A 13,366-nucleotide genomic window follows, 5' to 3' on the forward strand; every position below is an offset into this window, starting at 1 on the left:
CCCGTAACAATTCTATTTACTTGCCAATAATTATCATTAAGATTGTCTTTTCTAAAAAAACACATCCGGGTCTGAAACTCTTAAGGCATTATTATGTCACCTCTTTTTCGGCTTTCCCTGCTGACGACTTCCATCGCCGTCGCATTCCCTGTCCTTGCTACTGATAACTCATCTCAGAACGATACCGACACCGTGACCGTCGTCGGCAACTGGCTGGACAACCCTGATACCAGTTCGGTGCTGCTCAACCATCCGGGCGCGCGTTCCATCGTCACCCAGCAGCAGATGCACGAACAAGGCGACCAAACCATCGCCGATAGCCTGCGCGGCATACCCGGCGTGCAGGTGCGCGACAGCAACGGCACCGGCGGCAGCGATATTTCGCTCAACGTCGGCGTGCGCGGCCTGACATCGCGTCTTTCTCCGCGCTCCACCATTCTGATGGATGGCGTCCCGCTGGCGGTTGCGCCTTACGGCCAGCCGCAGCTGTCGATGGCGCCGCTATCGATCGGTAACCTGCAATCGGTGGACGTGGTGCGCGGCGGCGGTGCGGTGCGCTACGGGCCGCAAAACGTCGGCGGCGTGATCAACTTCGTTACCCGCGACATTCCCAAAACGTTTGGCGGCACCGCCAGCGTACAAACCCAGGGCGCCAGCCACGGCGGCTTGAAGACCCTGACCAGCGCCTCCGTGGGCGGCACCGCAGAGAACGGCCTCGGCGCCGAGCTGCTCTATTCCGGCCTGCACGGCCAGGGCTACCGCGACAACAACGACAACACCGACATCGACGATTTCATGCTGAAAACGCGTTATGCGTTCACCGATCGCGACGAACTGCTGGCCAATTTCCACTACTACGACGCCAAAGCCGGCATGCCGGGCGGGCTGAGCAGCGCGCAATACGCGCAGAACCCGTTCCAGTCCACGCGGCCGTGGGATCAGTTCGAAGGCCGCCGCAAGGATATGTCGTTCAAATACAAACATCAGGAAGACGACAAGCAGTTCGAAGTGTTGACCTACTTCACCGACAGCTACCGCGGCAGCAACATCGAATCGGAAGGCACCGGCAAAAACGCGGGCCAGCGGCGCATGGTCTCCTATCCGCGCCACTATTCAACCTGGGCGATCGAACCAAGCTATTCGCAGCTGTTTCGCGTCTGGAATATGGCCCACGAGATCACCCTCGGTTACCGCTATCTGAATGAAACCATGGACGAAAAAGCATCGCGTTCCGCCTGGTATAATCCGGCCAATATCGGCTCGACGCCGGATACCCCGGACTATTACCAGCATACCTCCGGCGGTACCGCAGCCAACGCGTTCTATATCGACGACACCATTAACGTCGGCAACTGGACGGTCACGCCGGGCCTGCGTTATGAAAGCATTCGCACCCACGTGGACGATTCATTCAACAACATCAGCCGCGAGAAAAGCTACAGCGAGCCGCTGCCGTCATTGAACGTGATGTACCACCTGTCCGACGCCTGGAAACTGTTCGCCAACGCCAACACCTCGTTCGGCAGCATGCAGTATTTCCAACTGACCAAAGGCGGCAACGGCAACCAGCCGGCGCCGGGGCTGACGGCGGAAAAAGCGCGCACCTATGAGTTCGGCACCCGCTACGACGACACCGTGGTCAAGGCCGAGGCCACGCTGTTCTACATCGACTTCGATAACCAGCTGCAGTACATCAGCAACGACGTGGGCTGGACCAACATGGGCGCCACCAAGCACAAAGGCATCGAGCTGGCGCTCAGCTACGATCTCAGCGAGCTGAATCGGGCGCTCGACGGCGCCAGCGTCTACACCAGCTATACCTACACCAAAGCCAGCACCGACAAGGGCGACTTCGCCGGTAAAGATCTGCCGTTCTACTCGCGCCAGGTCTATACCGTCGGCACGCGTTACGCCACCGGCAGCTGGGTATGGAATCTGGACGGTTATGCGCAGTCGAAACAGCATTCGCCGGGCACCGGGCCGGAGTACATCACGCAGGAAAGCGCCGATGGCCAGTTCGGCAACATCGCCGGTTACATGGTGTGGAATATGCGCGGGGAATATAACTTCGGGCCGCAGCTGTCGAACCTGACGCTGGGCGCCGGGGTGAAAAACCTGTTCGATCAGCGCTACTTTACCCGCTCCAACGACAATAACTTCGGCAAGTACGTCGGTGAACCGCGCACCTTCTTCGTGCAGGGGTCGATCGCCTTCTGATACCCGGGCCCCCGATGGGGCTTCGGTATCACCGACAGTAAAGACGAAACAGGCGCGCCAAGTGCGCGCCCATCGGCGTCAGGGTGGTGTCCTTGCGTTGGATAAGATAAAACGTCGCTTTCGGCAGACTCTCTTCCAGCTCAAGCGGCACCAAATGCTTGCCCAGAATCGGATCCGAAATCACGTCCACCGACAGAATGCTAACAAAATCGCTCTGCGCCACCAGGCTGGTACAGGCCATAAAGGTCTCACAGGTTACGCTGATCGACGGCGCCATGCCCAAGTCCCCGAACAGATCGTGCAATAGCCGGTAATAACTGCCTTTCGGCGTCGGCATGGTCCAGTCGCAGTGCTGCAGCTGTTTCAGCGAGGTTGCCCCCTCCATCGGATGCCCTTTGCGCACCACCACCCGATACTCTTTTTCCATCAGCCGTTCGTACTGCAACTCGTTGTCGAGGCTGCTGGGGTAATAGGTATTGACGGTAAAATCCAGCTCGCCCTGACGCAGTTCAGGGATCATCGACACCAGCTGCCCCTCGACGATGCGCACCTTCACGTTGGGATACTCACGATGAAACTGAGTGACCACCTGCGGCATCACAGTACGCGCAATGCTGCCACCAACGCCGATATTCACCGTGCCGCCCGCCAACCCCAGCCGCTGCTGGATATCTTCCTGCGCCACCCGCAGCTCCTCAAGGATCAGGCTGGCATGCTGGAAAAAGTTATCGCCACAGTCGGTCAATACCACACCCTGGCTACGGCGAATAAACAACTTGGCGCCCAGCACCTCTTCCAGCTCCTGAATGGCTTTGGTCAGTGCAGGCTGGGAAAGGCGTGAGGTACGGCTAGCGGCGCGGATGCTGCCCTGGCGGCTAACGTCCACAAATGCACGTAATTGGTGCAATTTTATCGAGGCTGGCATAGGCGAAAGGCGATAACCGTTATTTATCAATAGCAAGATATTGGCATCTTATTTAGCCAGATTCCATTGTGTACATTCGGAAAAAACATAATAAATAACCAAATTCTTATTTCGCTTAATTAAGCGCATTTTCTGCGCCAATAAGCGCCATTCACGGCAGTTAGTAACCAAATACACCTTTTTATTTGCAAGAGCATCACCGTCTGATTTCAGTTCAGAGCATAACTGCTGCCTGGAGCGATCCAGCGCGCGATAACTTATGAGATATCACTATGACTAATTCGCTTTCGATGTTGGTGGCCGATCTGTACCCGCAATTGCAGGCCTGGCGCCGCGACTTCCACCGCTATGCCGAATCCGGCTGGTTTGAGTTCCGCACCGCCACCCTGGTGGCGGAAGAACTCGATCGGCTGGGTTACCGCCTGCAGCTAGGCCGCGAGGTCATCAAGGCCGAGGCGCGCATGGGACTGCCCTCGTCCGATGAGCTGGAGGCGCAGGAACTGCGCGCCCGCAATCAGGGCGCGTTGGAAAAATGGTTGCCGCATTTTTCCGGCGGCTTCGCCGGCATCGTCGCAACGCTCGATACCGGCCGCCCCGGCCCGACTATCGCCTACCGCGTGGATATGGACGCCCTCGATCTCAACGAATTGCTGGAACCCGAACACCTGCCGTTCCGTGAAGGCTTCGCCTCTTGCAACAGCGGCATGATGCATGCATGCGGTCATGACGGCCATACCACCATCGGCCTGGGGCTGGCGCACGTGTTCAAAAGCCTGGAGTCCCAACTTAGCGGCACCGTCAAATTGATCTTCCAGCCGGCGGAGGAAGGCACACGCGGCGCAAAATCGATGGTGGAGGCCGGCGTGGTGGACGACGTCGATTTCTTCACCGCGGTGCATATCGGCACCGGCGTGCCGGCCGGTGAGCTGGTATGTGGCAGCGACAGCTTTATGGCCACCAGCAAGCTGGACGTTACCTTCCGCGGCGTCGCCTCCCACGCCGGCGCCAAGCCGGAAGACGGTCGCAACGCACTGCTGGCAGCGGCGCAGGCTGCGCTAGGGCTTTACGCCATCCCGCGCCACAGCGAAGGCAGCTCACGCATCAATGTCGGCGTGCTGCAGGCCGGCACCGGCCGCAACGTGATCGCCGATCGGGCGTTTATGAAGGTGGAGACGCGCGGCGCCACCAATGAGATCAACACGTTCGTCTATCAGCAGGCCCTGAACGCCATCGAAGGCGCCGCCAAAATGCACGGCGTCGCCTGCGACATCGCGCTGATGGGCGCGGCGCAGAGCAGCAAACCGACCCAACCGTGGGTGGATTACATCCGCCGCCAGGCGCAGCAGATAACCGAGCTGACCTCGGTGGTCGATCGCCGCGAACAGGCGGCAGGTTCAGAAGACGCCACCTACATGATGGAACGGGTGAAATCCCGCGGCGGCCAGGCCTCATACGTCATTTTCGGTACCGAGCTGAGCGCCGGGCACCATAACGAGAAATTCGACTTCAACGAACAGGTGATGGCGGTGGCGGTGAAAACGCTGGCGTCGCTGGCGCTGAACCTGCCGACATTCGGGAGCGGAGCATGAGCAACTCAGAACTGCAGGCATTTATCGACGACTACATTGACCAACGTCAACCCCGCTTCAGCACGCTGAGCGACGCGATTTGGGATCACCCGGAAACGCGCTTCAACGAGACCTATTCCGCCACGTTGCTGGCCGATGCGCTGGAACAGGAAGGCTTCTCGGTCGAACGCGGCGTGGGCGACATCGAGACGGCGTTTATCGCCAGCTACGGCAGCGGCCACCCGGTCATTGCGCTGCTGGGCGAGTACGACGCGCTGGCCGGGCTGAGCCAACGGTCCGGTTGCGCCACGCCGCAGCCGCTGGTGGAAAACGGCAACGGCCATGGCTGCGGCCACAACCTGCTGGGCACCGCCGCGCTGGCGGGCGCCTTCGCTGCCAAGGCGTGGATGCAGCAGAACCGGCTGACCGGCACCCTGCGCTTCTACGGTTGCCCAGGCGAAGAAGGCGGCTCCGGCAAAACCTTTATGGTCCGCGAAGGCCTGTTCGACGACGTCGACGCCGCCCTCACCTGGCACCCGGAAGGCTTCAGCGGCATGTTCAACACCAGCACGCTGGCCAACATTCAGGCGGCGTTTCACTTTAAGGGCGTCGCCGCCCATGCCGCCAACTCGCCACACCTGGGGCGCAGCGCGCTGGACGCGGTGACGCTGATGAATACCGGCGCCAACTTCCTGCGCGAACATATCGTGCAGGAAGCGCGGCTGCACTACGCGGTCACCCACACCGGCGGCAGCTCCCCCAACGTGGTGCAGGCCGACGCCGAGGTGTTGTACCTGATCCGCGCGCCGCAGCTCGACCAGGCGCAGGACATTTACCAACGGGTGATTAACATCGCCAAGGGCGCAGCGCTGATGACTGACACTCAGATGGACGTGCGCTTCGACAAGGCCTGCTCCAACTATGTGCCGAACCGCAGTCTTGAACGCGCGATGTATCAAAACCTGTGTGATTTCGGTCTGCCCGAGTACAGCGACGCCGAACGCCGCTTCGCCGAGGAAATCCGCCAGACGCTGAGCCGCGACGATCTGCGCAACGCCAAACTCAACATAGCCCGCACCGGTGGCGCAGCCGGGCGCGAGTGGGTACAACTGCTGGGAGATAAGGTGCTGATGGACGAGGTCGCTCCTTATGTGGAGTCCGACGACCTGCTGTACGGTTCTACCGACGTTGGCGACGTGAGCTGGGTGGCGCCAACCGCCCAATGCTTTAGCCCCTGTTTCGCACTCGGCACTCCTCTGCACACCTGGCAACTGGTGGCGCAGGGCCGCACCGCTATCGCCCATAAGGGCATGTGCCTGGCCGGCAAGGTGATGGCGGCGACCGCCATCGATCTGCTGAGCGACAGCGCCCTGCTGGCGAGCTGCCGCAGCGAGTTTGAGCACCAACGCGCCGAACAGCCGTATCGATGCCCTATCCCACAGGGGGTAAAACCCTCCCCATTGAAATAGCATGAACAGACAGGGCCCGGTTCACCGGATCACTAAGAATAATTATAAATAAATCAAATAATAACAATCACACAACAGAGCAAACACAGAGGGTAAAATCATGAGTGAGGCCACAACGCCAATCAATAAAAGCCCCGGACGCGTTTTTTACTGGGTGGAACGCATCGGCAATAAGATCCCTAATCCGTTTTTACTGTTCGTCTATTTGATCCTGGTGCTTATGCTGGCCACCGCGCTATTTTCCTGGCTCGACGTGGCGGTGAAAAATCCGGCCACCGGCGAGCTCATCAAGGTGAATAATCTGATGAGCGTGGCGGGCATGCAGTGGATATTTCCCAACATCATCCATAACTTCAGCAGCTTTGCGCCGCTGGGGGCTATTTTGGCGCTGGTGATAGGCGCCGGCCTGGCGGAAAAGGTCGGCCTGCTGCAGGCGCTGATGTACAAAATGGCCTCGCGCGTCAGCGCCCGCTACGCCAGTTATATGGTGCTGTTTATCGCCTTCTTCAGTCATATATCGTCGGACGCCGCGCTGGTGGTGATGCCGCCCCTTGGCGCACTGATGTTCGTGGCGGTGGGCCGCCACCCGATAGCCGGACTGCTGGCGGCGATCGCCGGCGTCGCCTCCGGCTTTACCGCCAACCTGTTGATCGTCACCACCGACGTATTGCTTTCCGGCATCAGCACCGAAGCCACCAAAGCGGTGGATGCCGCGGTTCACGTCAGCGTGATCGACAACTGGTACTTTATGGCCACCTCAGTGGTCGTGCTGACCATCGCAGGCGCGCTGCTCACCGACAAATTTATCGAGCCCCGGCTGCCGAAGTGGCAAGGCAGCGCCGAAGATAAAATCGCAGCGCTGACCCCGCTGCAAAACCGGGGGCTGATGATGAGCGGTATCGCCGCGCTGGTGTTTATCGCCATCATCGCTGCTCTGGTGGTGCCGGAGGCCGCGCCGCTGCGTGACCCAAACACCGGTTCGGTGATCCCTTCCCCGTTCATCAAGGGTATCGTGCCGATCATCATCCTGTTTTTCTTCACCGTCGCCATTACCTATGGCGTAGTCACCAAACAGATCCGTCGGCCGGACGATATTCCCCATCACTTGCTCGATCCGATGAAAAGCATGGCGGGTTTTATCGTGATGGTATTTCCGCTGTCGCAGTTCGTGGCGTTCTTTAACTGGAGCAACATGGGCAAGTTTATGGCCGTCGGCCTGACCGATATGCTGGAAGCCGCCGGCATGAGTGGCGCACCCGCATTTCTCGGCCTGATGTTCCTCTCCGCCTTCCTGTGCATGTTCATCGCCAGCGGCTCGGCGATCTGGTCAATTTTAGCGCCGATCTTCGTGCCGATGTTTATGCTGCTCGGTTTCCACCCGGCGTTCGCCCAGATGATCTTTCGCATCGCCGACTCTGCGGTGCTGCCTCTGGCGCCGATGTCGCCGTTCCTGCCGCTGTTCCTCGGCTTCCTGCAGCGCTACCGCAAAGACGCGCAGCTCGGCACCTATTACGTGCTGATCCTGCCCTATCCTTTGGTGTTCTTCAGCGTGTGGATTTTGCTGCTGCTGGTCTGGTATGCGCTAGGCTTGCCAATCGGTCCCGGCGTCTATCCGAAGCTGGGCTAAATGCCCTGCTATCTCGCCCCGCGCTGGTTCGCGGGGCAGATTCCCTCCCCCCAAGCCCAGCAGAAAGATTGATCTTCCTCACTGCCCAAGCGGCTCTGAGGATTATTTCATTGCCTTGCTAAATCGGTTCTTCTATTTTAGCTAACCATCTGACAACGACAAAAATAGGGATTAAGCATGATGAATCGCGTATGGGTACTGGGCGACGCCGTGATCGACCTGGTGCCGGAAAATGCCAACGGTTATCTCAAATGCCCCGGCGGCGCGCCGGCGAACGTGGCGGTGGGTATCGCCCGGCTCGGTGGCGACAGCGCTTTTATCGGGCGTGTGGGGCAAGACGGCTTCGGCGCCTTTCTGCAGCAGGTACTGAGCGATGAAGGGGTGGATATCGGTCATATGCGACCGGATCCCGACCACCACACTTCCACGGTGGTGGTGGATCTCGATCTGCAGGGTGAGCGCTCATTCACGTTTATGGTGCAGCCCAGCGCCGATCTGTTTTTGCAGCCCGACGATCTGCCGGCTTTCCAACGGGGCGAATGGCTGCACCTCTGCTCCATCGCGCTTTCGCAAGAACCCAGCCGCAGCGCGGCCTTTGCGGCGATGGAACGCATTCGGGCGGCCGGTGGCCGGGTCAGTTTCGATCCCAACATCCGCGAAGAGGTCTGGCGCCAGCCGGAAGCGCTGCGCCCCTGCCTGCAAAAGGCGCTGTTGCTGGCGGACGTGGTGAAACTGTCGCGCGAAGAGCTGGCTTTCATCAGCCACCTTGACGATGTAGAGAACGGCATCCGCTGGATGATGCAAACCTACCCGACACGCCTGCTGCTGGTGACGCTGGGCGGCGACGGCGTCTGCGTACACGATGGGCATCGCCTGCGCCATTTCCGCGCGCCGTCGATCGTGCCGGTCGATACCACCGGCGCCGGCGACGCGTTTGTCGCCGGTCTGTTAGCGGCGCTGGCACGCCTTCACGAATTGCCGCAGGAAACGCAGTGGCCGGCGGTTATCGCCCAGGCTCAGGCCTGCGGCGCACTGGCCACCACCGCCAAAGGCGCCATGACCGCCCTGCCCCGCGCCGAAGAGCTCACCGCTTTTCTGCGCTGATCCCCTGCATCCACGGCGATCCCCTGGGCGCCGTGGTCTTTTACTCCCCACGATTTGCGCACTCGATCACAATAGCTGAATCGGGTTAGCAAACTTGATTGCCAGCCCGCTTCTTGATCGTTATCTTTCGCCATGAAAAACCGGTTTAGCAATTTAGCAAAAAATAATAACAACCCTTACCCGGATGATAGACGATGATGAAAAAACTCAGCTATTTGGCGATAACAACAGGGCTTTTCCTCTCTGCTTCCAATGCAGCGGCCTCGGGCAGCGGCAGCATCGAGGCGCGCCTCAACGCGCTGGAACAGCGCCTGGCGCAGGCGGAACGGCGCGCCGCACAGGCTGAAACCCGCGCGACGGCGGCGGAACGCCGGGCGCAACAGCTGGAGCAGCGCACCGCCAACACGGAACGGCAAACCGCGCAGATTGCGCAGCATACCGCCGCGCCGCAAACGCCAATTGCCCCGATCAGCGCACTGAAACTGAATGGATTCAATGATCTGAAACTGTACGGCGACGTGGAGTTCAATCTGGACGGCGCCAGCCGCAGCGGCCAGCTGACGTCGCTGAAAGGCAGCGACCACAAAGACTGGAAGCCTGGCAACAAAGAACGCTGGGATATCAACGGCCGCATTCTGGTCGGGCTGGACGGCTACCGCCGCAATCCGGACGGCAACTTCTCCGGCTTCAGCGTGCAACCGCTGGCAGACATGAGCGGCAAAATGAACCTGGATGACGCCGCCTTCTTCTTCGGCAATGAAAAGAACTGGCAAACCAAAATCGGCCGCTTCGAAGCCTACGACATGTTCCCGCTGAATCAGGACACTTTCATTCAATACTCCGGCAATACCGCCAACGATCTGTACGCCGACGGCTTCGGCTATATCTACATGATGAAAGAAGGCCGCGGCCGCAGCAGCAGCGGCGGCAACCTGATGTTGAGCAAATACGCCGGTGATGTCTATTTCGAGCTGAACACGCTGGTGGAGGACGGCACTTCGCTGTTCCAGGACAGCCGCTATCACGGCAACGCCCTGGACAATAAGAAAAACGTCGCCTATTTGCGCCCGGTGATCGCCTGGAAAAAAGACGCCTTCAGCATCGCGGCGGCAATGGAAAGCAACGTGGTAAATAACGCCTACGGGTATCAGGACAGCCAGGGCCGCTTCGTCGATCAGTCCAAGCGCAACGGTTACGGCATGACGATGAGCTGGAACAACAGCGCCGCCAACCCGGATAACGGCGTGGTGGCCAACCTGAGCACCGCCTATCTGGATGCCTCAGGCGAGCAAGACTTCACCGCCGGCGTGAACGTGCTGTGGCGGCGCTTCGAACTGGGTTATATCTATGCCCATAACAATATCAAAGAGTTCAATACCGCCGGGATCGCCGCCGATATCCACAACCCGCTCAGCGAACCGGGCAACTACGACATCCATACCGTTCACGCGTCGTATCAGATACCTAACATTATGAATATGAAGAATTTCAATCTGTATTTAGGCGCCTATGTGTCGCTGCTGGAAGCCAACGCCGACAACAAGATCGCCAACGGCGACAACGATCAACGTTACGGCATGCGCGCCAGATTCAAGTATTTCTTCTGACATCGATTCACGACGCTGCGTCGCAAACTGCGCGGCGGCATTTTTATTTAGCAAGGGGACAACATGGACATTACCGCAACCGCCAACGCGCTGTTGCCGCTGCTCGGCGGTAAAGAGAACATCGCCAGCGCCGCCCACTGCGCCACGCGCCTGCGTCTGGTGCTGGTGGACGACAGCAAGGTGGACAAAGAGGCCATCGGCAAACTGGACGGCGTCAAAGGCTGCTTCAGCAACGCCGGTCAAATCCAGGTAATCTTCGGCACCGGGCTGGTCAACAAGGTGCATGCGGAATTCATCAAGGCAGCGGGCGTCAGCGAATCCAGCAAGGCCGAAGCCGCCGATATCGCGGCGAAAAAGCTCAACCCGCTGCAGCGCATCGCCCGCCTGCTGTCGAACATCTTCGTGCCAATCATCCCGGCGATCGTCGCTTCCGGCCTGTTGATGGGGTTGCTCGGCATGGTGAAAACCTACGGCTGGGCCGATGCCAACAGCGCGCTGTTCATCATGCTGGATATGTTCAGCTCGGCGGCGTTCATTATCCTGCCGATTCTGATCGGCTTCACCGCCGCACGCGAATTCGGCGGCAATCCCTACCTGGGCGCCACACTCGGCGGCATTTTGACGCATCCGGCGCTGACCAACGCCTGGGGCGTCGCCGGAGGGTTCCACACCATGAACTTCTTCGGGCTGGACATCGCCATGATCGGCTATCAGGGCACCGTATTCCCGGTGCTGCTGACGGTGTGGTTCATGAGCCTGCTGGAGAAACGGCTGCGTAAAGTGATCCCCAACGCGCTCGATCTGATCCTGACGCCGTTCCTGACGGTGGTCATCTCAGGCTTTGTCGCCCTGCTGTTTATCGGCCCCGCCGGCCGCGCGCTGGGTGACGGCATCTCCTTCGTGCTCAGCACGCTGATTGCCCATGCGGGGTGGTTCGCCGGGCTGCTGTTCGGCGGCCTCTATTCCGCTATCGTCATCACCGGTATTCACCACAGTTTCCACGCGGTAGAGGCCGGGCTGCTCGGCAACCCCACTATCGGCGTCAACTTCCTGCTGCCGATCTGGTCGATGGCCAACATCGCTCAGGGCGGCGCCTGCCTGGCGGTGTATTTCAAAACCCGCGACGCCAAAATCAAAGCCATCGCGGTGCCTTCCGCCTTTTCCGCCATGCTCGGCATCACCGAGGCGGCGCTGTTTGGTATCAACCTGCGCTTCGTGAAACCCTTCCTGGCAGCGCTGGCGGGCGGCGCGCTCGGCGGCGCCTGGGTGGTGGCCAATCACGTCGGTATGAACGCGGTCGGGCTGACGGCGATCCCTGGCATGGCGATTGTGCAGGCCAGTTCGCTGGTCAGCTATATCATCGGCCTGGCGATCGCGTTTGGCACCGCCTTCATACTCTCCCTCCTGTTGAAATATAAAACGGACGCGCAATGATGGAAGAACTCAGCTTAATCAAACAGGCGATGCAGGCGGTCATGAACGGCCAGCCACGCGCGCTGCGCGATCCGCACCGCCCGGCCTGGCATCTGGCGCCCAGCGTTGGCCTGCTGAACGATCCCAACGGCTTCATCCAGCACAACGGCGTTTATCACCTGTTCTATCAGTGGAATCCGCTGGGCTGCGATCATCGCAACAAGTGCTGGGGACACTGGCAGTCGACCGACTTGCTGCGTTGGGCGCATCAGCCGCTCGCCCTGGCACCAGGTGCCTGTTACGACAGCCACGGCTGTTATTCCGGCTCGGCGGTGGTGGCGGAAGATAAAATCACGCTGATCTACACCGGCAATGTGAAATTCCCCGACGGCTCACGCACTGCCTATCAATGCCTGGCTCAGGAAAGCGATCGGGGCGAATACCGCAAGCTCGGGCCGGTGCTGCCGCTGCCGGACGGCTACAGCGGGCACGTACGCGATCCCAAAGTGTGGCGTCATCAGAATGCGTGGTACATGGTGCTCGGCGCGCGTGACTTGCAGGATCGCGGCAAGGTGCTGCTGCTTCGTTCCAGCGATCTGCGCGCCTGGCAACCGCTGGGCGAGATCGCCGGTTCCGGCCTGCACGACCTGGGTGAATTCGGCTACATGTGGGAGTGCCCAGACCTGTTCTCGCTGGACGACGCCGACGTGTTGATCTGCTGCCCGCAGGGGCTGGCGCCGCAGCCGGAACGCTATCTCAACCGTTATCAGGCCGGCTATCTGCTCGGCAAGCTGGATTACCTGCAGCCGGCCTTCAGCCACGGCGAATTTCGCGAGCTGGACGCCGGCTTCGAGTTCTATGCACCGCAGACGACGCTGGCGGAAGATGGCCGCCGCCTGCTGTTCGGCTGGATGGGCGTGCCCGAGCAAGATGAAGAAGCCCATCCGACGCGCCGTTACGGCTGGATCCACACCATGACCTGCCCGCGCGAGCTGTCGCTGCGGCATGGCCGCCTCCACCAGCGCCCGGCGCGCGAGCTGCAACAGCTGCGCGGCGAGCGAGCAGGCTGGCAAGGCCGTGCCGATGATGCCCCCGCCTATGCGCTGGGGACTGCGGAGCTGCAGCTAACGCCGCAGGGCGCGTTCAGCGCCGCGTTTGGCGAGGCAATGACGCTGAACTGGGACGGCGAAAGGCTGCAGCTGACGCGCGCTTCCCTGGCCGACGGCCAGCCGGAGCACCGTTACTGGCGCGGCCCGGTCACGCATCTGCAGTTGCTGTTCGATCGTTCCAGCGTGGAGATCTTCATCAACCGCGGCGAGGCGGTGATGAGCGCGCGCTACTTCCCGGCCAGCGAGCCGCAACTGCGGCTGTCCGGAAGCGCGCCGCTGGCGTTGGAATACTGGCCGCTGACGCCATGCATGCTAGAATGACGCATC

9 protein-coding genes are annotated in these 13,366 nt (G+C 60.3%); 8 read left to right on the forward strand and 1 reads right to left on the reverse strand.

All coding sequences use genetic code 11. The features are described from left to right. Positions 1–93: 93 nt before the first annotated feature. Positions 94–2,217: a TonB-dependent siderophore receptor gene (locus tag GUC32_RS20950; protein ID WP_281041864.1), complete on the forward strand. Its 2,124-nt coding sequence runs from the start codon at positions 94–96 to the stop codon at positions 2,215–2,217. Between the two features lie 28 nt (positions 2,218–2,245). Here GUC32_RS20950 and GUC32_RS20955 read toward each other — a convergent pair whose 3' ends face one another. Further along, positions 2,246–3,142 carry a LysR family transcriptional regulator gene (locus GUC32_RS20955; RefSeq protein ID WP_025304273.1) on the reverse strand — a complete coding sequence of 299 codons (897 nt, stop codon included), beginning with the start codon at positions 3,140–3,142 and terminating at the stop codon, positions 2,246–2,248. A gap of 272 nt (positions 3,143–3,414) precedes the next feature. Here GUC32_RS20955 and GUC32_RS20960 point away from each other — a divergent pair, with 272 nt between their 5' ends. From GUC32_RS20960 to GUC32_RS20990, 7 genes are all read left to right on the forward strand, one after another. Then, complete coding sequence (locus GUC32_RS20960) at positions 3,415–4,731, forward strand: M20 family metallo-hydrolase (protein ID WP_025304274.1); 1,317 nt, start codon at positions 3,415–3,417, stop codon at positions 4,729–4,731. Then, the gene (locus GUC32_RS20965) at positions 4,728–6,179 is read left to right on the forward strand and encodes a M20 family metallopeptidase (protein WP_025304275.1); all 1,452 of its coding nucleotides are present in this window, start codon (positions 4,728–4,730) and stop codon (positions 6,177–6,179) included. The genes GUC32_RS20960 and GUC32_RS20965 overlap by 4 nt, the downstream gene beginning before the upstream one ends. A gap of 100 nt (positions 6,180–6,279) precedes the next feature. After that, a complete protein-coding gene (gene abgT / locus GUC32_RS20970; protein WP_369435415.1) occupies positions 6,280–7,806 on the forward strand; it encodes a p-aminobenzoyl-glutamate transporter in 1,527 nt (508 codons plus the stop codon). 177 nt (positions 7,807–7,983) lie between these two features. Then, positions 7,984–8,910, forward strand: a complete 927-nt coding sequence (locus GUC32_RS20975) for an aminoimidazole riboside kinase (RefSeq protein WP_025304277.1) — start codon at positions 7,984–7,986, stop codon at positions 8,908–8,910. A gap of 197 nt (positions 8,911–9,107) precedes the next feature. Further along, positions 9,108–10,517, forward strand: a complete 1,410-nt coding sequence (locus GUC32_RS20980; protein WP_025304278.1) for a carbohydrate porin — start codon at positions 9,108–9,110, stop codon at positions 10,515–10,517. Positions 10,518–10,580: 63 nt separating this feature from the next. Continuing rightward, entirely contained in the window at positions 10,581–11,951 is a 1,371-nt protein-coding gene (locus GUC32_RS20985; RefSeq protein ID WP_043142125.1) for a sucrose-specific PTS transporter subunit IIBC, read from the forward strand. Continuing rightward, the gene (locus GUC32_RS20990; RefSeq protein ID WP_127146379.1) at positions 11,951–13,360 is read left to right on the forward strand and encodes a sucrose-6-phosphate hydrolase; all 1,410 of its coding nucleotides are present in this window, start codon (positions 11,951–11,953) and stop codon (positions 13,358–13,360) included. The genes GUC32_RS20985 and GUC32_RS20990 overlap by 1 nt, the downstream gene beginning before the upstream one ends. Positions 13,361–13,366: the final 6 nt, after the last annotated feature.

It is taken from the genome of Serratia sp. NGAS9, assembly GCF_009905295.1.
Lineage (GTDB): Bacteria > Pseudomonadota > Gammaproteobacteria > Enterobacterales > Enterobacteriaceae > Serratia > Serratia bockelmannii.